Below are 21,391 nucleotides of genomic sequence, written 5' to 3'. Positions count from 1 at the left end.
TCCCGTCAACGCTTCCCCGCCAGGGCGTAGCGTGCAATATCGATCCCCATCGCCTTTTCGACCGACGGATAGACGGACGGGTCGAGTACGCTGGAGGCGAGCGGGATCACCGACTTCGGCACATGCAGCACGAAGACCGTCATGCCCACCTGCAACTGCCCGACGCTTAAAGGTTCACCCTCCGGCGACAGCGTGGTGATGACGTCCGGGAAGGTCGCAAGGCGCGCACCGTCCGGCGTTTCCACGGCCATGTACTCGTTCATTACATGAAGTACCGTTGAGTCATCGCCCCTCCCGAGCGTGACCGTGCCGATGTCGAAGGCCTCCTTGGTATAGACGACGGATTTATCCGTGATCGTTCCCTCGGCAAGAATGGAGCCGTTGGTGGTATTTGCGATCGCATCGATTACGGCGCTGCCGCCCTTGCCTTCCGCAGCGATAATCGCCTCTCCCAGAGTCAGCGCCATGGAAATGCCGCCGAGCGCGGCATTGGCCTTGACGTAGGACGCGTGGACAGGATTGCGGCAGGAGGCGATGAAGCCGCCTGACATGTCTGCCGCGGTCCTCAGGATCGGCGACACCTTTGCCGTCGCACCCCGGACCACGAGCTCGATATAGCGGTTCTCCTCACGGTTTCCCCCGACCGCCGTCTGGATCATCGGTTCGGGCGAACCGGCAAGGCCGATCGACCCCATATCTCCCGTCGGATGGGCGCGGATATCGCCGACGGCATCCACCACCTTGGTTCCGAGGATCGCCGAGGGCAACCAGCCATTCAGCGTCGAGGATTTGCCGTTCTGCCCGACGATCAGGCCGGTGAGTTTTTCACCGAGCGCCTCCTGAAGCAGTTCCACCGCCTTCACGTAATCGACGCCGCGCATCTCCCACGGCGTCGTCGAAGCCGGCGCGCCGATTGCAGCGGCGGTCGCCACCCAGTCGTCCGGCTCCAGCTCGTTGATCGAAACCAGTTCCGGTTTGCCGATCGAAACGGCCGCATATCCGAGCATGCGCCCGTGATCGGCCCAGCCGCCGCCGCCCGCAGCATAGACGGAACCGCCCTTGACCGCCGCCTCGACATCCTTTTCCGTCAGTATCCGGCCCATCTACGTCTTCTCCTGCAATTGCCCGTCGAGCCGTCGCACGGCCTCGAACAGCACGGCCGCGCCAAGCGCGATGTCGTCATTCTCCGCCCATTCCTCGGGCGCATGCGACCGGCCGTCGCGACAGGGAATGAAGATCATCGCGGCCTTCGTTATCCGGCCCATCCATGCCGTGTCGTGTCCGGCGCCGGAAGCCATCAGCCGATGTCGAGCGCCGACGCGCCCACAGGCCGCTTCCAGCGTCGCAAGAACCCAGGGGTCTCCGGGTGTCGGGTGATTGTCGGAGATCACCTTCGGCGGCGTGATCGCGACGCCGGTTTCCTCGGCGATGCGGGCGGCAAGCGCCTCGATGTCGCTGATGAACACCTCCATCTGCGACCTCAGTTCCGCGCGGGCATCGATCAAGAGCCGTGCCCGCGAGGGCACGACATTGGCGGCATTGGGTTCGATCTCGAATTCGCCGACGGTCGCGGTGAAGTGGCCCTCGCCTGCAGCATGGGCAAAGCCGAGCTTCTCGATCTCGAGCACAAGCCGCGAGGCGGCGACCAGCGCATCGCGGCGGCGGCCCATCGGGGTCGTGCCCGCATGATCCGCCTGCCCCTCGACGATGATCTCGATGCGGGTGATGCCGGAGATTGCCGTTACGACGCCGATATCGAGGCGCTCGGCCTCGAGCACCGGCCCCTGTTCGATGTGCAGCTCCAGAAACGCCTTGATGTCGGACCGCTTCAACGACGGCAGACGGGAAGGATCGCCGCCGGCCTCGACGATACCCTGGCGGAGCGTCAGCTCGTCGTGAGTGCGGCTCAGCCAGCCATCCGGAATAAGCCCGGCCATGCCGCGGCTGCCGACGCAGGAAACGCCGAAGATCGACACCTCCTCGGCAAGGAAATCAACGATCTCCAGATCATGATCGAGCTCGATGCCGGCATCCGCGAGCGATCGCGCTACTTCGAGCGCCGCTGCGACGCCGGCGATCCCGTCGAAGCGGCCGCCCTCCGGCACCGTGTCGGAATGCGAGCCGAGCATGATCGTGCCGAGTGCCGGCTTGCGGCCCTTGCGCCGGCCGATGAGGTTACCGGCCGCATCGATCCTCGTGTCGAGGCCCGCCGCCCTGAAGTGCTCTTCGAGGAAGGCACGACCTTCGAGGAAGAGCGGGGTGAAGGCCCGCCGGGTATAGGGGCGATCGGGCTCGGTGATACGCGCGAGCCCTTTGACGATCTCGGCGATGCGCCGCGCATCGATCGGCAGATTGGTTTGCGTTGCGGTCATTGCCGCGCCTCCTGAAGTGGCAGGCTCGGCAACGGCCGCACGAACGCTCCGGTACCGGGCTCGGCCACGACCCGGCTGCCATCGAAGGCGAGCCGGCCGCGCAGATAGGTGGCGGAGACCCGCCACGGCAGGCGGATACCGTTATAGGGCGACCAGCCGACGACATTGTTACCGCTTTCGGCCGCATCATAGACATAGGATTCCGGCGTCATGACGATGATATCGGCATCCTTGCCGGCTTCGAGTGCCCCCTTGCAATGGTCGAGGTGGAAGTGCCGTGCGGGGTTGAGCGCCATAAGCTCGGCGGCGCGCGTCAGCGGAATGCCGCGCTCCAGCGCACCCTTGACGAAAAGCGGCACCATCACCTCAAGGCCCGGCACTCCGGAGGCGTTGGCGAGCATATCCGGATTGGTCTTGCGATCCTCCGACCAGCTCACATGATCGGTCGAAACCAGAGTGACATTGCCGCCAGCCACATGCCGCCAGAGTTTTTCCACCTCCGCGCGCGGCCGGATCGGCGGGTTGATCTTGGCCTTGCCGCCGAGGCGGCGCACGTCGTTTTCCTCGTCCAGCGTCAGATAGTGAATACAGCACTCGATCGTCGCCGCATGACCCAGCGCCCGGTAGGCGGCAGCGATTTCGTAGCCACGCCCGAGCGAGCAATGCACCACATGTGCTGGGCAGCCAGTTGCCGCCCCCGTTTCATAGATCTGGTTGGTGGCAAGCAGCTCCGTCAGAGGCGGACGCGAAAGCCCATGCGCCCGATAGTCCGTGATCCCTGCTGCCTTGACCTTATCGATCGCGGCCCGCACCGCCTCATCATCCTCATTGTGAACGCCGGCGGTCAGTCCCGTCGGAGCGATAGCCCGGAAGCACTCTTCCAATAGCGCGGCAGGAATTCGCGGAAAACGTTTCGGGTCCGTTCCAAATGTCGAGAACTTGAAGGCGGCAACACCTGCCTCCACCATCTCGCCGATCCGTGACGGTCCCTCCTCGGGATCAATGGTGCCATAGAGCGCAAAGTCGACGCGGGCCCGCGGAGCGGCATGGGCGATCTTGCGCCTGACCGCTTCCGCCGATGAGACGAGATTGCCCTCGTCGTAGGGCATGTCGACAATCGTCGTCACCCCACCAGCGGCAGCCGAGCGCGTCGACCAGATGAAGTCTTCCTGATTCTTCTGCGACAGCGAATGCACCTGGGCATCGATCGCGCCGGGCAGGATCAGCGCCTTGCCGAGGTCGTGCCGTTCGCGAGCCGCCGGTGCAGCGCCCTGCCCGACATGCACGACCTTGCCGTCGCGGACCGCCACGTGTCCGCCCTCGACGATACGGTGCGGCAGGACGACGGTGCCTTTCAGAACGAGATCGAAATCGGACATTGCTCTTTCCCTTCCCGTTCACTCTGCCCGCTTATTTGGCCAGCGCAAAAAAGTCGTCGAATTCCGGCATCGGCGCCGTCTCGACGAAAGCGCGCGACAGGTCGTGATCAGTGAACGCCGCCTGCAGCGCTTCGATCTCCTTCGAAAGCGGCCGGTCCTTGAGGTAGATCGGGCTGACCGTGCGAGTGCGATCGTAGGCCAGCTTGACGACGCCCCACGGCTCGTCGCCGACGAGATCCATCGCCTGCGCCGACAGCATCGCCTCGATTGCCGCGAGCTGCCTGAGATCGCGGACCTGCGTTTCCATGCGCTCGACAATCAGCGGCAGGAAGGTCGCCTCCTCTTCCAGCCCTCCGGCGACGACGATCGATTGGGCGGACAAGGGAACGGCGAGTGACTGGACGCGCATATAGAGCTCGACCGCGAGCTTCATCAACGGCCCAAGCCCCGTGGCGACCTCCCCGGGCGCGACGAGATTGACCGAGAGATTGCGCCGCCCGCCGTTGGAAAGCAGGATACAGCGGTTCAAGACATTGCGCGCCACATGCGAGAAGGCGACCTGCGCCGCCTCGATATAGAGCGTCGTCGTCAATGGCAGGGAAGCGCCGGATGAATGCACCTGCCCCCCAAGCACCACCGGGTTGTCATCCGAGAGATAGGTTGCCTCGACAAGCCGGCCGGCGGCCACCAGCAGGGTATCGACGACCGCGCCAAAGACCTGGGCGGTCATGCGAAGGCTCAACGGATCGTGGATCGCGGTCGGCAGCGGCCAATCGGCGATGCCCGACTGGCCGTAGAGCCAGGACCCGACAAGCGCTTCGCCGCGGGTCGAAAGCGTCGCCGCAACGAGCCAGGGATCGGCGGAGGCGCCGAGCGCGCGCGACGACATGACGCCGGTGACGAGCAGGACGCGGATCGCCGCCGCCGCCTCGCGCAGGACATCTGCGGCGGCCGCATAGGAGATCGCATTGACGCTCAGCGCGGCCAGCGCATCGCGCGGCCGCATGACGAAAGGGCTCAGCCCCGCTTCTTTCAACGCCGATTCGGCCGTCATGAGCTGGCCGTTGAAATAGGCGTCGCCGACACCGGTCAATACTGAGGCCACCTGCCCCATCAGCCCGATGTCGGCGCAGCCCATCGAGCCGTGGCGGCGCACAGCCGGAACGATTCCGCGCTCCAGAAGCGCGAGGAAGGCGTTGATAAGTTCGGGGCTGCATCCGGTATGCCCGCGCATCGCGGTGTTCACGCGGATGGCGATCGCCTTGCGGATGATCGGCGCGGCAAAGAATTCGCCCGTGCCGAAGTGATGGGCGCGCACAAGCGACGTGTTGAATTCGGCGAGATCGTCGGCCGTCCAGAGGCGGTCCTTCATCGAACCGACGCCGGTGTTGGAGCCATAGACCGGCAACCCCATGGCGACGCGGTCGGCAACCACCTTGTGGGCGGCGGCAACCCGCTCCATGCCGCTATCGTCGGCGACCGGCCGCGCCAACCCGACGCCGATCTCTTCGAGTACCCCGAAGTCGAGCGGTTTTCCGCACAGGACGATGGTCTTGACCGATTGCAGCATGCCGGAACGAACCTCTTTTGCGAGCATGCTATGCGCACAGTGCCAATGCGTGATATATCCCAAATTCGGAACGAATGATGCCGAAATCCGAACAGGGCAGATCGACATCCCTGTTCGAAGCGTGGGTAGATATCGTGGATATTGCGACGATCGTCCTTGTCGACGCGACGCTGCGTGAAGGCGGCATACGGCGTGCGGCAAAACACAGCGGACGCCCGCCGTCGAGTGTCAGCGCCGCCGTACGGCGCTTCGAGCAGACAATTTCCGTGCCGCTGCTCCGCCGCGAAGGCGCCATGCTCGTGCCGACGCTCGAGGCCCAGGCACGCATCGCGGAAATCGCAGAGGCAGCGGAAACCGCAAGGCTTCTTGTGGGGAGCCATGAGCGCCAGAGGACAGGCTTAATTCCTCCGGTTAGCCTGGCCGCGCTTGATCGTTTCGTGAAGATCGCCCGCAACGGCAGCATACGATCCGTCGCGCGGATGCTCGGTCTCGGCCAACCCCAGCTCACGCGTCAGATGGCGGGCCTCGAACGCCATCTCGGTTACCGGCTGTTCGAGCGCGCTTATCATGGGATGGTCTGCACCGAGGAAGCGCTTGCCGTCATCCCGCTCGTGGAAAAGCTGCTTCAATCCTGGGGACGCCTGATGCGCGCATCGGACGACCGCTTTCGCCGCGACGCGACGACATGGCGTCTCGGTGCGGTGATGCCGCTCGGTCCCGAGAGCGAGATCGCGCGCATGCTGGCGGCGCTGACGGCCGCCTGGCATGCGGCCCGCCCTCGCCAGCACCTCTTCATTTCAAGCACGACTGCGGATGAACTCATCGCCGGACTGAAGAGCCGGCGCTTCGATGCCGCGCTCCTCGACGTCGCCGACTTTCCGACTGAATTCGAAGGCCGGCTCGTGTCGGAGACGCCGCTGGCGCTCGCAGGCGCCGCGGCAACATTGTCCGAAATCAGCGGCGACTTCGCCCATCTGCTCTGCACCACGCCGATCGCCGTTCCAAGCGCCAAGAGCGGCCTGAGGCGCGAGGCGACGCGCTTTCTGGAAGACACGCTCAGTGAAAGCGAGCGCCGGCGCGTCACCCTGATCGAGGTTGACTCCATCCCGGTGATCATCAATCTGGTCAGCCATCACGGTTATCTCTCGATATTGCCGGAAAGCTCGCTCGCACGCGTCCATCGCCCGCCCGCGATGATCCGCCTCGCCCCCGCCTACAAACAATCCCTGACCCTCGTCTGGCCGCGAAAGGCGCTTTGGGCCCAGGCCGGCGAAGCCATGTTCAGGATGATGAAAAGCGGAGCCGCCCGCACTTGAATCACCTTGGTACGCGGCCGCTACAAGCCGCTGATCCGACTCGCTGATCCGGCGCCGGGTGTATCAAGACCTGAAGCTGCCGGTCAAATCTTGAGCTTCAGGCGCCGGCGCGTTTCGCTGGGGCTCTCGCGATAGTGGGCGCGGTAGCTGCGTGAGAACGAGGACGAGGAATTGAACCCGGCGATCGCGGCGATGTCCGCAAACTCCATCCGCGTCTCGATCACCTTGCGGCGCGCGGCATTGAGGCGGAGAGCGAGATAATGCTCGTGCGGAGCCACACCCATCGCCTCCTTGAAGAGGTCCTGCAGATGCCGGGCGCTGACGCCGACACGGCGTGCGAGGCGCGCGAGCGTCAGCGGCGCCTCGACCGTCTCGGCCATCAGCTTGACCGCCGCACCGACGCGGGCATCGAGAATGCGCATATTGCCGATCGCCGGCACCTGCAGCAGATCGCCGCGCGTGCGCTCCTGCTCGTAGATAAAGAGGCGGGAGACTTCGAGCGCCAGCGAATAGCCGTGCGCACGACGGATCAGTTCGAGCATCAGATCGAGCGTCGGCAGCGAGCCGCCGGTGGTGATGCGTTTGCCGTCGATGACGAAACGCTCGCGCACCATGGTCACCTGCGGATAGGCCGCGGCGAAATCCTCGAAGTCCTCCCAATGGGTGGTGGCGGAAAAATTGTCGAGCAGGCTGGTCTCGGCGAGCAGCCAGGAGCCGGATTCGATCCCGGCCATGACTTCCCGATGCCGCGCCGTTTGCGAGAGCAGCATCCTGAGTTGCGAGGTGGCGCTGCGCTCCCAGCTGTAGCTCGACAGCACGAAGAGCGGCGCCGTCTCGCGCTGGGGCCGGAAGGGCCCGGCGACGGGGATCGGGATGCCGCTCTTGGTCTCGATTGCTTCGCCGTCCGGACTGAAGATTGTCCAGGTGTAAAGCGCGTGTCCGGCAATGCGGTTGGCAGCCCGCAGCGGCTCGATGACCGAGGCGACGAGGATCAGGTTCGTCTCCGGGAGGACAAGCAGATCCACATGCTGCGACTGCGAAACGGATTGATCCATTGTGAAACTTCCTCCCGAACTTCCGAGAATGTATAGAATGTCGCTGATGATGAAAAGCAGAGACGGCTTTTCTGGCTCGTAATGGCTCTCAATAAAAGGGAGACAGCAATGCCGCTCAGCATGAACCGCGAGGTATTCATCACCTGCGCCGTCACCGGTTCGGGAGACACCGTTTCGAAATCCGGCCACGTTCCGATCACACCGAAACAGATCGCCGACGCGGCGATCGAGGCCGCCAAGGCGGGTGCCGCGGTCGCTCACTGCCATGTTCGCGATCCGGAAACCGGCGCGCCGGCCCGCCGCCTCGATCTCTACAAAGAGGTCACCGACCGTATCCGCTCCGCCGACGTCGACGTTGTGCTGAATTTGACCGCGGGCATGGGCGGGGACCTCGTGTTCGGCAATGTCGAAAGCCCGTTGCCGGTCAACGAGAAAGGCACGGACATGGCCGGCGCCACCGAGCGCGTCGCCCATGTTGCCGAATGCCTGCCGGAAATCTGCACCCTCGACTGCGGCACGATGAACTTCTCGCTCGGCGACTATGTCATGACCAACACGCCGTCGATGCTGCGCGAGATGGCGCGCCAGATGACCGCACTCGGCGTCCGCCCCGAGATCGAGGCCTTCGATACCGGCCATCTCTGGTTCGCCAAGCAGCTCGTCGAGGAAGGCCTGATCGAGGATCCGGTGCTGATCCAGCTCTGCATGGGCATTCCGTGGGGCGCGCCGGACGACCTCAACACCTTTATGGCGATGGTCAACAACGTACCGGCGAACTGGACCTTCTCGGCCTTCTCGATCGGCCGCAATGCGCTCGCCTACCCGGCGGCGGCGATCCTTGCCGGCGGCAACGTCCGCGTCGGCCTCGAAGACAATCTCTATGTCGGCAAGGGCCAACTCGCGACCAACGGCCAGCTCGTCGAAAAGGCGGTCTCGGTCATCGAGGGTATGGGCGCGAAGATCATCGGGCCGGAAGAGGTCCGCGAGAAGCTGAAGCTGAAGAAGCGGTAAGAGCGAGTTCGGCCCCTCATCCGCCTGCCGGCACCTTCTCCCCGTAGAGACGGGGAGAAGGATGCAAGCCGTAGGCGTCCAGTTCCCTCTCCCCGCCTGCGGGGAGAGGGCTAGGGTGAGGGGCAGACTGAGATTTCAGAAATCGGGGAGAGGGAATGAGCATCATCACCAAGGCCGCCTGCGTCGGCGGCGGCGTCATCGGCGGAGCCTGGGCGGCGCGCTTCGCGCTTGCCGGCATCGACGTCAACATCTTCGATCCGCATCCGGAAGCCGAGCGCATTATCGGCGAGGTCATGGCCAATGCCGAGAAGGCCTATGGCATGCTGACCATGGCGCCGCTGCCGCCACGCGGCAAGCTCACCTTCTGCAAGACCATCCAGCAAGCAGTCGAAGGCGTTGACTGGATTCAGGAAAGCGTTCCCGAGCGGCTGGAGCTGAAGCGCGGCGTCATCACCGAGATCGACGCCTTTGCCCGCCCCGACGCACTCATCGGTTCCTCGACCTCGGGCCTCCTGCCGTCGGACCTGCAGGCCGACATGAAATACCCCGAACGCATGTTCGTGGCGCATCCCTATAACCCGGTCTATCTGCTGCCGCTGGTCGAACTCGTCGGCGGCAAGAAGACCTCCGCGCAAACGATCAAGCGGGCGGAGGAAGGCGTTGCCGAAATCGGCATGAAGGGCGTCGTTATCGCCAAGGAGATAGAGGCTTTCGTCGGCGACCGCCTGCTCGAGGCGCTGTGGCGCGAAGCTTTGTGGCTGATCCAGGACGACATCTGCGATACGGAGACGCTCGACGATGTCATGCGTTATTCCTTCGGTATGCGCTGGGCACAGATGGGCCTGTTCGAGACCTATCGTATCGCCGGTGGCGAGGCTGGCATGCGCCACTTCCTCGCCCAGTTCGGCCCGTGCCTGAAATGGCCCTGGACCAAGTTTACCGACGTCGTCGATCTCGACGACGCGCTCGTCGAAAAGATTGGCGCGCAGTCGGATGCGCAAGCCGCCGGCCGCTCGATCCGCGAACTCGAACGCATCCGAGACGAAAACCTCGTCGGCATCATGCATGCGCTGAAAGCCGGCAATGGCGGCGAAGGCTGGGGCGCCGGCAAGCTGCTCGCCGATTTCGAGAAGCGTCTTTGGGCCAAGGGCGGCAATCAGGCGAAAACCCATGACGCCTCCGGCCCGCTGCGTCTCCTCGAAACCAAGGTCAACGCCGCCTGGGTCGACTACAACGGCCACATGACCGAGCACCGCTATCTGCAGCTCTTCGGCGACACCTCCGATGCGCTGTTGCGGCTGATCGGCGTCGACTTCGCCTATGTCGAAGCCGGCCACAGCTACTACACAGTAGAAACGCATATCCGCCATCTCGGCGAGGCCAAGCTCGGTCAGGCGCTTTACACGACGCTGCAGCTTCTCGCCGCCGACGAGAAGCGCATTCAATTCTTCACCAGGATCCACGATGCCGCATCGGGCGAAGTGATCGCGACCGCCGAGCAGATGATGCTGCACGTCGACGCCAAGGCCGGCAAATCAGTGCCGGCGCCGACGGAAGTGCTGGCGAAGCTGAAGCCGATTGCCGAAGGGCATGCCAAACTCGCTGCGCCGGAGGGCGCTGGGCGGCACGTGGGGCAGAAACGGTGAAGGTGATGGGGCGGACGATCGCCCCTCATCCGCCTGCCGGCACCTTCTCCCCGTTCTGACGGGGAGAAGGGACTCGCGACAGCCGCTCGCACCCCTCTTCCGTCGCGCGTGGGGAGCGGCCAGCAAAAGCGTCCCCTCTCCCTCCCCGCGCGCGGGGAGAGGGCTAGGGTGAGGGGCGAAAAGCCAAAAACGCCGCCGGCCGATGAGGAGATCGGCCGATGGCAGGCGGACCAAAAGAATACGAGGGAGAACAATGAATTTCGCACTGACCGAAGAACAGCAGATGATCGTCGACACGGTCCGCACCTTCGTCGAGACCGAGATCTATCCGCATGAAAACGAGGTCGAGCGTACAGGCATCGTACCGCGCGAGCTCGGCGAGGAAATTGCCCGCAAGTGCAGGGAGCTAGGCTTCTTCGCCTGCAATTTCCCGGAAGAAGTCGGCGGCGCCGGGCTCGATCACCTGACATTTACGCTCGTCGAGCGTGAGCTTGGCCGCGGTTCGATGGGCTTGACCGTATTCTTCGGCCGCCCCTCCGGTATCCTGATGGCCTGCAACGATGAGCAGCGCGAGCGTTACCTGCTGCCTGCCGTTAAAGGCGAAAAGTTCGATGCGCTTGCCATGACCGAACCGGACGCCGGCTCGGACGTTCGCGGCATGAAATGCTTCGCCAGGCAGGACGGCGACGACTGGATCGTCAACGGCACGAAGCACTTCATCAGTCACGCCGATATCGCCGATTTCGTCATCGTCTTCATCGCCACCGGCGAGGAGCAGACGCCGCGCGGGCCGAAGAAGAAGATCACCTGTTTCCTGGTCGATCGCGGCACGCCGGGCTTCCAGATCCGCGAGGGCTACAACTCCGTCTCGCATCGCGGCTACAAGAATTGCATCCTGACCTTCGACGATTGCCGGCTGCCCTCCGCGCAGATTCTCGGTGAGGTCCACAAGGGCTTTGATCTCGCCAACGATTGGCTCTATGCGACACGCCTGACGGTCGCCGCCACTTCGGTCGGGCGCGCTCGCCGCGCCTTCGACTATGCGCTCTCCTACGCCGCCGAACGCAAGCAGTTCGGCAAGCCGATCGGCGCCAATCAGGGCGTCTCCTTCAAGCTTGCCGACATGATCACCGAGATCGACGCCGCCGACCTGCTGACGCTCTCGGCCGCCTGGCGGCTCGACCAGGGCCTGCCCTCGAACCGCGAGGTCGCGTCGGCAAAGGTCTATGCGACGGAAATGCTCGCCCGCGTCACCGACGAGGCGATCCAGATCTTTGGCGGCATGGGTCTGATGGACGACCTGCCGCTCGCCCGCTTCTGGCGCGATGCCCGCGTCGAGCGCATCTGGGACGGAACGTCGGAAATCCAGCGCCACATCATCAGCCGCGACCTGCTGCGGCCGCTGGGAGCTTGAGGGATGGGCGAGTTTCCGCAAGTCACCCCCCTCTGCCCTGCCGGGCATCTCCCCCACAAGGGGGGAGATTGGCAAGCGACCACCCAGCTTCTTGATCCGCAGGCCATCCCTGCCATCTGCCGCATCATTCCCGCAATCCATCGCCCACTAAAAACACCCCACTCCTCGACGGTCACTGACTGGCAAAGACAGCGCCCCGTCCAATCTCCCCCCTTGTGGGGGAGATGCCCGGCAGGGCAGAGGGGGGTATTCCGCGGATCGCGCCCCCTTGACGCATTCAACGAGGGCGCAGCATGACCACCTCCCCCCGCTCCCTCGACCGACTGATCCGCCCCCGCTCCATCGCTGTCTTCGGCGGCAAGGAAGCGCGGCGCGTCATCGAACAATGCGACAAGATGGGCTTTGCCGGCGAAATCTGGCCGGTCCATCCGCGTGAAGAAGAAATCCTCGGCCGCCGCTGCTACCGCTCGGTGGCCGACCTGCCGGATGCGCCGGATGCCTCGTTCGTCGGCGTCAACCGGGCGCTGACGATCGATATCATCCGGGATCTGGCGACACGCGGCGCCGGCGGCGCCGTCTGCTACGCATCGGGCTTCCGCGAGGCGGCCAGCGAGCTTGCCGACGGCAATGACCTACAGGAGGCGCTGGTTGCCGCTGCCGGCGACATGCCGATCGTCGGACCGAATTGCTACGGTTTCATCAACATGCTCGACGGCGCCCTGCTCTGGCCGGACCAGCACGGCATGCTTCGCGTCGATCACGGCGTGGCGATCCTCACCCAATCCTCCAACATTGCCTGCAACATCTCCATGCAGACACGCGGGCTGCCCCTCGCCTATGTCATGACCGCCGGCAACCAGGCCCAGACCGGCCTCTCGGACATCGCCTGCGCCGTGCTCGAGGATCCGCGCGTCACCGCCGTCGGCCTCCATATCGAAGGCTTCGACAGCATCGAGGCGCTCGAGCGGCTGGCGACCCGCGCCCGCGAACTGCGCAAGCCCGTCGTGACGCTGAAGGTCGGCAAGTCCGAGGCCGCGCAGCTTGCGACCGTCTCCCACACGGCCTCGCTCGCCGGCAATGACCGTGTCTCATCGGCGCTGCTGGCCCGCCTCGGCATTGGCCGGGTCGACACCCTGCCCGAGCTCCTTGAAACGCTGAAGCTCCTGCATCTTCACGGGCCCCTTCCCAGCGCCGACATCTCCTCGATGAGTTGCTCCGGCGGCGAAGCGTCGCTGGTGGCGGATGCCGGCGTCCGCCGCAAAATCAATTTTCGGCCCCTTCGCGAGGAACAGCGCCGGCCGCTCAAGGAAAGCCTGGGCGAGATGGTGACGATCGCCAATCCGCTCGACTATCACACTTTCGTCTGGGGCAATCGCGAGAAACAGACGGCCGCCTTCACCGCGATGATGAAGGGCGACTACGCATTGAACCTGATCGTGCTCGATTTTCCGCGTCTCGACCGTTGCGACGCCGCCGATTGGGTGACGACCTGCGAGGCCGTCATCGCCTCGGCGAATGCGACCGGTGCTGTCGCGGGCATCGTCGCAAGCCTCGGCGAGAACATGCCGGAAGCGACCGCGCTGTCACTGATGGCGGCGGGCGTTGTTCCCTTCTTCGGCATCGACGAAGCGCTCGCCGCCGCCGAAACTGCGGCCGAGATCGGCGCCGCCTGGGCACGGACCGTCCCACCGCCCCTCCTCAAGGTGCGCGCCGAAGCGGGCGACGCCGTCACGCTGACCGAGGCCGAAGCAAAGGCGGAGCTCCTCGAATCCGGCGTCGAAGTGCCTCGGGGCAGGACGGCCGCCACGCCCGAGGAAGCCGCCACCGCCGCCGAGGCGCTCGGCTTCCCTGTGGTGCTCAAAGGTCTCGGTGTTGCCCACAAGAGCGAAGCCGGTGCGGTCAAGCTGAACCTCGCGAGCCGCGAGGAGGTTCACGACGCGGCAACAGCGATGGCCGCCGTCGCTTCCGGTTATCTTGTGGAAAAGATGGTCGCGAAGCCGGTAGCGGAGCTCATCATCGGGGCAATGCACGATCCCTTTGCCGGCCCGGTACTCACCATCGGCGCGGGCGGAATCCTCGTGGAGTTGCTCGATGATTCCGCGATCCTGACGCTTCCGACCACCGAAAGGGCGATTTCGGAGGCGATCGACAGCCTTAAAGTCAGAAAGCTGCTGGACGGCTATCGCGGTGGCCCGAAGGGAGATATCGCGGCGCTGACCAGAACTGTCGCCGCAGCGGCATTCTATGTCGTTTCAAACGCTTCAAAGCTCGACGAACTCGATATCAATCCTGTTATGGTGTTAGCGGAAGGCCAAGGGGCCATCGCCGCTGACGCTCTGATCCGCCGGAGGAAATGACGCCTATGACCGGACCGATCCTTACCCGCCGCGAAGGCGGCATTCTCGAAGTCACGATCGATCGACCGAAAGCCAATGCCATCGATCTGAAGACGAGCCGGATCATGGGCGAAATCTTCCGCGAATTTCGCGACGAACCCACCTTGCGCGTGGCGATCATCACCGGCGCGGGCGAAAAATTCTTCTGCCCCGGCTGGGATCTCAAGGCCGCCGCCGAAGGTGACGCTGTCGACGGCGATTATGGCGTCGGCGGTTTCGGCGGCATTCAGGAACTGCGTGACCTCAACAAGCCGATCATCGCCGCCGTCAACGGCATCTGTTGCGGTGGTGGGCTGGAAATCGCGCTTTCGACCGACATCATCCTTGCCGCCGAACACGCGACCTTCGCGCTTCCGGAAATCCGTTCCGGCACGGTCGCCGATGCCGCTTCGATCAAATTGCCGAAGCGCATTCCCTACCATATCGCCATGGACATGCTGCTGACTGGACGCTGGCTCGATGCGAGCGAGGCGAACCGCTGGGGCTTCGTCAACGAGATCCTGCCAGCCGCCCGGCTGATCGAACGCGCCTGGGAACTCGCCCGCCTGCTCGAAAGCGGTCCGCCGCTCGTCTACGCCGCGATCAAGGAAGTCGTGCGCGAGGCGGAAGGCCGCGATTTCCAGACGACGATGAACAAGATCACCCGCAGGCAGTTCAAGACGGTCGACATCCTCTATTCGAGCGAAGACCAGCTCGAAGGAGCACGCGCCTTCGCCGAGAAGCGCGATCCCGTCTGGAAGGGGCGCTGAGACACGGCCGCCAATGGCCGCGGAACGAAGTTTCGGCCGGCGAAAACCGGCGTTCAACGTGGCGCGCCGCGAGCATTGACGCACGCGGAATGCATTGTCGTTCCATGAGGCGAACTTATGGAAAAGATTTATAATTTAGGACGTTACAAGCCTGCTCCGAACGATTAGCCTTATGGATCGGAACAGCTGTATCGCCGTCAAAGATCGCGGAGGAAGGAGAAAGCGGACGACATCTCGAGGCCATTTCATACGATGGTGATACGCAACAGTCTCTACCAATCACAACGAACGGCGAATGCCGACTGAAAGAAGGGAACAGGGGAATGAGCGATTACAAGGATTATCTGACACGACAGGTCATGCTCGGCAAAATGAACCGGCGTGAGTTTCTCGGACGCACAGCCGCTTTCGGCATTGCCGCCTCGACCGCCGGCACGCTTTTCGCGACCAGTGCCGCGGCGCAGGAGCCGAAACGCGGCGGTCATCTGAAGCTCGGCCTCGAAGGCGCTGCTGCAACCGACTCGAAGGATCCGGCTAAGGCCCTCTCGCAGTTCATGTTCGTCGTCGGCCGTAACTGGGGCGACATGCTTGTCGAAAGCCATCCGACCACCGGTGCGCCCGTTCCGGCACTCGCCGAATCCTGGGAACCTTCCGCCGACGCGGCAACCTGGACCTTTGCGATTCGTAAGGGCGTCAAATTCCATGATGGCAAGGAACTGACAGTCGACGACGTCATCAAGACCCTGCAGCGCCACACCGACGACAAGTCGGAATCGGGCGCGCTCGGCGTGATGAAGTCGATCAAGGAAATCAAGGCGGATGGCGACAAGCTTGTCCTGACGCTGACGGAAGGCAATGCCGACCTGCCGCTGCTTTTGACGGACTACCACCTCATCATCCAGCCGAATGGCGGCCTCGACAATCCGGACGCGATGATCGGTACCGGCCCGTACAAGGTGGCCAGCTTCGAACCGGGTGTGCGCGCCACCTTTGAAAAGAATGCCGACGACTGGCGGACGGATCGCGGCTACGTGGATTCGATCGAACTGATCGCCATGAATGACGCGACGGCACGCATCGCCGCGCTTTCTTCCGGCCAGGTGCACTACATCAACCGCGTCGACCCGAAGACCGTAAGCCTTCTCAAGCGTGCGCCGACCGTCGAAATCCTCAACACGTCCGGCCGTGGCCATTACGTCTTCATCATGCATTGCAACACCGCGCCGTTCGACAATAACGACCTTCGCATGGCGCTGAAATACGCGATGGACCGTGAAACCATGGTTGAGCGCATTCTCGGCGGCTACGGCAAAGTCGGCAACGACTTCCCGATCAACGACACCTACGCACTCTTCCCGGAAGGGATCGAGCAACGCGCCTATGATCCGGACAAGGCCGCCTTCCACTACAAGAAATCAGGTCACAGCGGCCCGGTGCTGCTGCGCACTTCCGATGTCGCCTTCCCTGGCGCGGTGGACGCGGCCGTTCTTTATCAGGAAAGCGCCAAGAAGGCCGGCATCGAGATCGAGGTCAAGCGCGAGCCGGGTGACGGCTACTGGACCAATGTCTGGAACGTCCAGCCCTTCTCGACCTCCTATTGGGGTGGCCGCCCGACCCAGGACCAGATGTATTCGACCGCCTACCTCTCGAACGCTGATTGGAACGATACGCGCTTCCAGCGGGCCGACTTCGACAAGATCCTGCTCGAGGCGCGATCCGAACTCGACGAGGCCAAGCGCAAGGACATGTACCGCACCATGGCGACGATGGTGCGTGACGAGGGCGGCGTGATCCTGCCCATGTTCAACGACTTCGTGAACGCCGCTGGCAAGCAGGTGAAGGGCTATGTCCACGACATCGGCAACGACATGTCGAACGGCTATGTCGCAACCCGAGTGTGGCTGGACGCCTGATGATGGAAAGCGGACCAATGACTGGTCCGGTTCTGACGGATGGGACCGCGGGTGAGCAACCGCGGTCCGCCGACCTTTCCGGAGTGCCAGCAAAACCCAACCCCACCGCAGCAACTGGCGCGATCGGTGGCACCTTCTGGCGGCGTTTCGTCTTTCGCCGTCCTCTCGTGGCGCTGATCCTTCAGCGCCTCGGACTGAGTGTCGGGTTGCTTTTTGCCGTGTCGCTGATGATCTTCGGCGGCATCGAAGCCCTGCCGGGCGATTTCGCCACCACCTATCTCGGCCAATCGGCGACGCCGCAGGCGGTCGAAAACATTCGCAAGGACCTTGGCCTCGACCGGCCCTGGACCGAGCGTTATCTCACTTGGCTCGGCGGCGCCGTCCAGGGTGACTTCGGTACCTCCTGGGCAAGCAAGAACTCCGTCAGCGAGCAGATCGGCAATCGCCTCGGCAATTCGCTGTTCCTCGCCTTCTTCGCCGCGCTCATCTCGGTGCCGCTCGCCGTCGGGCTCGGCATGCTGGCCGTGCAATTCCGCAATCGAATGCCGGACAAGATCATCAATGTGATATCGCTCGCGGCGATCTCGCTGCCTGAATTCTTCATCGGCTACCTGCTGATCATGTTCTTCGCCGTCCAATGGGGTGTGGCGACGTTCCCGGCGACCGTCTACGACAGCATGTCATTGGGCGAGCGACTGTCTGCGATCGCCCTTCCAGTGGCAACCCTCGTTCTTGTTGTCCTCGCTCACATGATGCGCATGACGCGGGCGGCGATCCTCAACGTCATGTCCTCCGCCTATGTCGAGACCGCTGAGCTCAAAGGTCTCGGCACCTTCCGCATCATTGCCCGCCACGCCGCTCCGAACGCCGTGGCACCGGTCATCAACGTCATCGCACTCAACCTGGCCTATCTGGTTGTTGGCGTCGTCGTCGTCGAAGTGGTCTTCGTCTATCCGGGCATGGGGCAATACATGGTGGATGCGGTGACCGTGCGTGACATGCCGGTCGTCCAGGCCTGCGGCCTGATCTTTGCGGCCTTCTACATCTTCCTCAACATGGCGGCAGACATTCTCGCCATTCTCGCCAACCCGAGACTGAGGCACCCGCGATGAATCTGAGATCTATTCCCTTGAGCGCCTGGATCGGCATCGCGGGCATCGCGATCGCCATTCTCTGCGCGATTTTCGCGCCTGTTATCGCGCCCTATGGCGAGCGGGACGTTGTCGGCGATATCTGGCTGCCCGCCGGCGGCGACTTTCTGCTCGGCACCGACAATCTCGGGCGTGACCTGCTCTCGCGCCTGATCTATGGCGCCCGCACCACCATTCTCGTGGCGCTGGCAGCAACCGTCCTCTCGTTCTGCCTCGGCATGATCCTGAGCTTCGCCGCAGCCGTGATGGGCGGCTTTGTCGACCAGCTCTTCTCGCGTTTCAACGACCTGATGATGGCGATCCCGACGCTGATCTTCGCCCTCGTCGTCCTCGCCGTTCTGCCGCAGCATCTTTGGATCCTGATCCTCGTGATGGCGGTGCTCGATTCCACCCGCGTTTTCCGCATCGGACGCGCCGTCGCGCTCGACGTCGCCGTGATGGAGTTCGTCGAGGCGGCGCGACTGCGCGGCGAAGGCTCGCTCTGGATCATCTTCCGGGAGATCCTGCCGAACACGCTTTCGCCGCTGCTTGCCGAATTCGGGCTGCGGTTCGCCTTCTCGATCCTGTTCCTCTCTACCCTCTCCTTCCTCGGCCTCGGCATTCAGCCGCCGGCCGCTGACTGGGGCGGCATGGTGAAGGACAACAAGGACGGCATCATCTTCGGCATTTCCGCGGCGCTCGTTCCAGGCGCGGCGATCGCAACGCTCGCGATCTGCGTCAACCTCGTCGTCGACTGGCTGATGAAGCGGACCTCGAGCCTGAAAGGAGGGCGCGGCGATGCCTGAGTTGCTTTCCGTCAAGAACCTGAAGATCGAGGCGACGAGCTATCCGCCGGGCGAGCCGCCCAAGGTCGTGACCCTGGTCGAAGGCGTGTCTTTCGACCTGCAGAAGGGCAAGGTGCTTGGTCTCATCGGCGAGTCCGGCGCCGGCAAATCAACGATCGGCCTCTCGGCACTTGCTTATGGCCGCGGCGGCTGCCGCATCATCGGTGGCGAGGTGCTGCTCAATGGCCGCGACATCTTGAATCTCGATCGCTCCGGCATCAACTCGGTGCGCGGCGCCCAGGTCTGCTATGTGGCGCAATCCGCAGCAGCAGCCTTCAACCCGGCCCACAAGCTCGGCGATCAGGTCATCGAGGCCTCACTCCGACACGGCATCATGACGCGGGACGAAGCCCGGAAACGTGCGCTCTATCTCTTCCGTGTACTCGGCCTTCCCAATCCCGAAACTTTCGGCGAGCGCTACCCCCACCAGGTTTCAGGCGGACAATTGCAGCGTGCAATGACCGCCATGGCGCTTTGCCCGAACCCCGAACTGATCGTCTTCGACGAACCGACCACGGCGCTAGACGTCACCACCCAGATCGACGTGCTTGCCGCGATCAAGCACGCGATCGAGGAGACGCATACGGCGGCGCTCTACATCACCCACGATCTCGCCGTGGTCGCGCAAGTGTCCGACGACATCATGGTGCTGCGCCATGGCAAGACCGTCGAATACGGCACGACCAAGCAGGTGATCGAGGCACCGGTCGAAGACTATACCCGCGCGCTCGTCAGCGTCCGCCAGACCAAGCGCGACGAGGCGGGCGATCAGTCCGGCACGCTTCTCAAAATCGAGCATGTTCATGCCGGCTATGCCAATGGCTTCAAGGTGCTGCACGACGTATCGATGCACCTGCCGAAGGGCCAGACGCTGGCGATCGTCGGCGAATCCGGCTCCGGCAAGTCGACACTTGCCCGCGTCATTACCGGCCTTTTGCCGCCGAGCGAGGGCCGCATCACCTTCGAAGGCAAGGAATTGCCGAAAGCGCTCAAAGGCCGGACGCGCGACGAGCTGCGCCGCATCCAGATGATCTATCAGATGGCGGATACGGCGATGAACCCGCGCCAGACGGTGCGCGACATCATAGGCCGGCCGCTCTCCTTCTATTTCGGCATGCACGGCGCCGAGAAAAGTGAGCGGGTCAAGGAGCTGCTCGACCAGATCGAAATGGGGCCGCGCTTCCTCGACCGTTATCCGGCCGAACTTTCCGGCGGCCAGAAGCAGCGGGTCGCCATCGCCCGGGCGCTTGCCGCCAAGCCGGAACTCATTCTCTGCGACGAGCCGACCTCGGCCCTCGATCCACTCGTGGCGGAGGGCATCCTGAATCTGCTTCTCAGGCTTCAGGAGGAAACCGCTGTTTCCTATGTCTTTATCACCCACGACATCGCCATTGTGCGGGCCATCGCGGACAGTGTCGCGGTTATGCACCGCGGTCGCCTGGTGCGTTTCGGTCCGAAGTCGAAGGTGCTTTCGCCGCCCTTCGACGACTATACCGACCTACTCTTGAAGTCTGTGCCGGAGATGGAAATCGGCTGGCTGGAAAAGGTGCTGAAGACCCGGCGCATGGAAAGCGCTGGAAACTGATCGCTTTCTCTCCCCGCGCGGGGAGAGAAAGTTGGCGAGACGCAACTCGGACAGGAACCGCGACAGCTTTCCTGGAACTGCGTTCGGTCGGCACCCTCGCGGCACCGCCCCTCAATATTCGCTCGGTACGGTCAACACCTCGGCGGCCGGTGTGTCGAGAAAGCTCCTAACCGTCGCTGGCAATTGCCGCGAGCCGAAGGCGAGCACACCGCAACGCTCGAGCATCTGGCGGATATTCGGCTCCTGCCCGATATGGCGCCAGATCATGCGCGATGCGTATGGCTGATTTTCCTTGCGCCAGGAAACGCCCATGGTCGTACCCCGGAGGTAGATGCGCTGATGCACTTCGAACGGCATCAGGATCGTTTGCGAAAGCATTGGCTCCCGACCGACGCTTCGCTCGGTGATGAAGATGCGGTTTCGCCAGAAAGTGACGAGACCGACATATTTCGAGAACTGCTGGATTTCGTTGGCGGCGTCGCGGATGCGTTCAATGGATTTCACGCGGATGGAGCCGCCGTCTTCGTATATCCGCGCGCAAGAGCAGACAACAAGGCCGGGCCACGACGGAGAAATGTGATAGGTTTGGTAATAGCCGATGTGCCGCCTGAGCGCCGAGATGTCGCCCGGAAAGCCTTCGAACAGCAGCCGCGCCTCCGAGCGGTCGCGCCCAGGGCGCGTCATGCGCGCTTCGAACAATTTCGGCGACAATGAGAAATCCTGTGCCGAAAGCCCGAAGAAGGCGGCGATCCGCGCGACATTGTGCGCCGACGGCCGCGCCTCGCCGCTGATGTAGCGATTGAACTGCTGGCGATTGATGCCAATCTCGCGGCAAATCTGCGAGATCGAGCGCCGGGTGGCGCAGGCGAACCGCAAATTGATGACGAATGTATCGGCCTGCTCCACGTCGGTATTCCCAAACCTTTGATGCTGGCAGCGTAAACTAGCGTAAACCAACGTCAAGTCGCGAAATTGCATGCTGTCCGGCAGGCGCTAGGTTTTTCCTTGAA

16 protein-coding genes are annotated in these 21,391 nt (G+C 63.5%); 10 read left to right on the top strand and 6 right to left on the bottom strand.

All coding sequences use genetic code 11. The annotated features are described in order from the left end of the window. Positions 1-5 precede the first annotated feature (5 nt). The 4 genes from ertC to ILFOPFJJ_RS06410 are packed head-to-tail and all read right to left on the bottom strand — an operon-like array spanning position 6 to position 5,348. Entirely contained in the window at positions 6-1,103 is a 1,098-nt protein-coding gene (ertC, locus tag ILFOPFJJ_RS06425) for a thiohydantoin desulfurase (RefSeq protein ID WP_173509694.1), read from the bottom strand. Then, positions 1,104-2,372, bottom strand: coding sequence for a Zn-dependent hydrolase (locus ILFOPFJJ_RS06420; protein ID WP_173509693.1), 1,269 nt, complete (start codon positions 2,370-2,372; stop codon positions 1,104-1,106). Continuing rightward, entirely contained in the window at positions 2,369-3,751 is a 1,383-nt protein-coding gene (gene ertD / locus ILFOPFJJ_RS06415) for a hydantoin-5-propionate amidohydrolase (protein ID WP_173509692.1), read from the bottom strand. The genes ILFOPFJJ_RS06420 and ertD overlap by 4 nt, the downstream gene beginning before the upstream one ends. A 31-nt stretch (positions 3,752-3,782) precedes the next feature. Beyond that, positions 3,783-5,348 (bottom strand): aromatic amino acid lyase, encoded by a 1,566-nt coding sequence (locus ILFOPFJJ_RS06410; RefSeq protein WP_246299480.1) that lies wholly within the window; start codon positions 5,346-5,348, stop codon positions 3,783-3,785. Between the two features lie 50 nt (positions 5,349-5,398). Between ILFOPFJJ_RS06410 and ILFOPFJJ_RS06405 the strand changes: the two genes are divergently transcribed. Next, a complete protein-coding gene (locus ILFOPFJJ_RS06405) occupies positions 5,399-6,637 on the top strand; it encodes a LysR family transcriptional regulator (protein WP_173509691.1) in 1,239 nt (412 codons plus the stop codon). Positions 6,638-6,720: 83 nt separating this feature from the next. Here the strand turns inward: ILFOPFJJ_RS06405 and ILFOPFJJ_RS06400 are convergent, their stop codons facing one another. Continuing rightward, on the bottom strand, positions 6,721-7,692 hold the full coding sequence (locus ILFOPFJJ_RS06400) for a GlxA family transcriptional regulator (RefSeq protein ID WP_173509690.1): 972 nt from the start codon (positions 7,690-7,692) through the stop codon (positions 6,721-6,723). Positions 7,693-7,800: 108 nt separating this feature from the next. On the opposite strand from ILFOPFJJ_RS06400, the gene bcoG reads away from it, so the two are divergent. From bcoG to ILFOPFJJ_RS06355, 9 genes are all read left to right on the top strand, one after another. After that, entirely contained in the window at positions 7,801-8,703 is a 903-nt protein-coding gene (gene bcoG / locus ILFOPFJJ_RS06395; protein ID WP_173509689.1) for a 3-dehydrocarnitine:acetyl-CoA trimethylamine transferase BcoG, read from the top strand. Positions 8,704-8,858: 155 nt separating this feature from the next. After that, positions 8,859-10,349 carry a carnitine 3-dehydrogenase gene (locus ILFOPFJJ_RS06390; RefSeq protein ID WP_173509688.1) on the top strand — a complete coding sequence of 497 codons (1,491 nt, stop codon included), beginning with the start codon at positions 8,859-8,861 and terminating at the stop codon, positions 10,347-10,349. A 253-nt stretch (positions 10,350-10,602) separates the two neighbouring features. Next, positions 10,603-11,763, top strand: a complete 1,161-nt coding sequence (locus tag ILFOPFJJ_RS06385) for an acyl-CoA dehydrogenase family protein (RefSeq protein WP_173509687.1) — start codon at positions 10,603-10,605, stop codon at positions 11,761-11,763. A 293-nt stretch (positions 11,764-12,056) separates the two neighbouring features. Then, the gene (locus ILFOPFJJ_RS06380) at positions 12,057-14,120 is read left to right on the top strand and encodes an acetate--CoA ligase family protein (protein WP_173509686.1); all 2,064 of its coding nucleotides are present in this window, start codon (positions 12,057-12,059) and stop codon (positions 14,118-14,120) included. A gap of 5 nt (positions 14,121-14,125) precedes the next feature. After that, the gene (locus ILFOPFJJ_RS06375) at positions 14,126-14,908 is read left to right on the top strand and encodes a carnitinyl-CoA dehydratase (RefSeq protein ID WP_173509685.1); all 783 of its coding nucleotides are present in this window, start codon (positions 14,126-14,128) and stop codon (positions 14,906-14,908) included. A 323-nt stretch (positions 14,909-15,231) separates the two neighbouring features. Further along, positions 15,232-16,821 (top strand): ABC transporter substrate-binding protein, encoded by a 1,590-nt coding sequence (locus ILFOPFJJ_RS06370; protein WP_173509684.1) that lies wholly within the window; start codon positions 15,232-15,234, stop codon positions 16,819-16,821. Then, positions 16,821-17,933, top strand: a complete 1,113-nt coding sequence (locus ILFOPFJJ_RS06365; protein WP_173509683.1) for an ABC transporter permease — start codon at positions 16,821-16,823, stop codon at positions 17,931-17,933. The genes ILFOPFJJ_RS06370 and ILFOPFJJ_RS06365 overlap by 1 nt, the downstream gene beginning before the upstream one ends. Continuing rightward, the gene (locus ILFOPFJJ_RS06360; RefSeq protein ID WP_173509682.1) at positions 17,930-18,757 is read left to right on the top strand and encodes an ABC transporter permease; all 828 of its coding nucleotides are present in this window, start codon (positions 17,930-17,932) and stop codon (positions 18,755-18,757) included. The genes ILFOPFJJ_RS06365 and ILFOPFJJ_RS06360 overlap by 4 nt, the downstream gene beginning before the upstream one ends. Beyond that, positions 18,750-20,381: an ABC transporter ATP-binding protein gene (locus ILFOPFJJ_RS06355; protein ID WP_173509681.1), complete on the top strand. Its 1,632-nt coding sequence runs from the start codon at positions 18,750-18,752 to the stop codon at positions 20,379-20,381. Before ILFOPFJJ_RS06360 ends, ILFOPFJJ_RS06355 begins: the two co-directional genes overlap by 8 nt. Before the next feature lie 111 nt (positions 20,382-20,492). Here the strand turns inward: ILFOPFJJ_RS06355 and ILFOPFJJ_RS06350 are convergent, their stop codons facing one another. Further along, a complete protein-coding gene (locus tag ILFOPFJJ_RS06350; RefSeq protein WP_173509680.1) occupies positions 20,493-21,287 on the bottom strand; it encodes a helix-turn-helix domain-containing protein in 795 nt (264 codons plus the stop codon). Positions 21,288-21,391: the final 104 nt, after the last annotated feature.

The organism is Sinorhizobium psoraleae (assembly GCF_013283645.1).
In the GTDB taxonomy this organism is placed as follows: Bacteria; Pseudomonadota; Alphaproteobacteria; order Rhizobiales; family Rhizobiaceae; genus Sinorhizobium; species Sinorhizobium psoraleae.
This window is presented reverse-complemented; position numbering and strand designations above follow the sequence as displayed.

Excerpts from the sequence above, each read along its gene's own strand:
- ertC (WP_173509694.1), bottom strand. The coding sequence starts at position 1,103 with ATGGGCCGGATACTGACGGAAAAGGATGTCGAGGCGGCGGTCAAGGGC.
- ILFOPFJJ_RS06420 (WP_173509693.1), bottom strand. The coding sequence starts at position 2,372 with ATGACCGCAACGCAAACCAATCTGCCGATCGATGCGCGGCGCATCGCC.
- ertD (WP_173509692.1), bottom strand. The coding sequence starts at position 3,751 with ATGTCCGATTTCGATCTCGTTCTGAAAGGCACCGTCGTCCTGCCGCAC.
- ILFOPFJJ_RS06410 (WP_246299480.1), bottom strand. The coding sequence starts at position 5,348 with ATGCTCGCAAAAGAGGTTCGTTCCGGCATGCTGCAATCGGTCAAGACC.
- ILFOPFJJ_RS06405 (WP_173509691.1), top strand. The coding sequence starts at position 5,399 with ATGCCGAAATCCGAACAGGGCAGATCGACATCCCTGTTCGAAGCGTGG.
- ILFOPFJJ_RS06400 (WP_173509690.1), bottom strand. The coding sequence starts at position 7,692 with ATGGATCAATCCGTTTCGCAGTCGCAGCATGTGGATCTGCTTGTCCTC.
- bcoG (WP_173509689.1), top strand. The coding sequence starts at position 7,801 with ATGCCGCTCAGCATGAACCGCGAGGTATTCATCACCTGCGCCGTCACC.
- ILFOPFJJ_RS06390 (WP_173509688.1), top strand. The coding sequence starts at position 8,859 with ATGAGCATCATCACCAAGGCCGCCTGCGTCGGCGGCGGCGTCATCGGC.
- ILFOPFJJ_RS06385 (WP_173509687.1), top strand. The coding sequence starts at position 10,603 with ATGAATTTCGCACTGACCGAAGAACAGCAGATGATCGTCGACACGGTC.
- ILFOPFJJ_RS06380 (WP_173509686.1), top strand. The coding sequence starts at position 12,057 with ATGACCACCTCCCCCCGCTCCCTCGACCGACTGATCCGCCCCCGCTCC.
- ILFOPFJJ_RS06375 (WP_173509685.1), top strand. The coding sequence starts at position 14,126 with ATGACCGGACCGATCCTTACCCGCCGCGAAGGCGGCATTCTCGAAGTC.
- ILFOPFJJ_RS06370 (WP_173509684.1), top strand. The coding sequence starts at position 15,232 with ATGAGCGATTACAAGGATTATCTGACACGACAGGTCATGCTCGGCAAA.
- ILFOPFJJ_RS06365 (WP_173509683.1), top strand. The coding sequence starts at position 16,821 with ATGATGGAAAGCGGACCAATGACTGGTCCGGTTCTGACGGATGGGACC.
- ILFOPFJJ_RS06360 (WP_173509682.1), top strand. The coding sequence starts at position 17,930 with ATGAATCTGAGATCTATTCCCTTGAGCGCCTGGATCGGCATCGCGGGC.
- ILFOPFJJ_RS06355 (WP_173509681.1), top strand. The coding sequence starts at position 18,750 with ATGCCTGAGTTGCTTTCCGTCAAGAACCTGAAGATCGAGGCGACGAGC.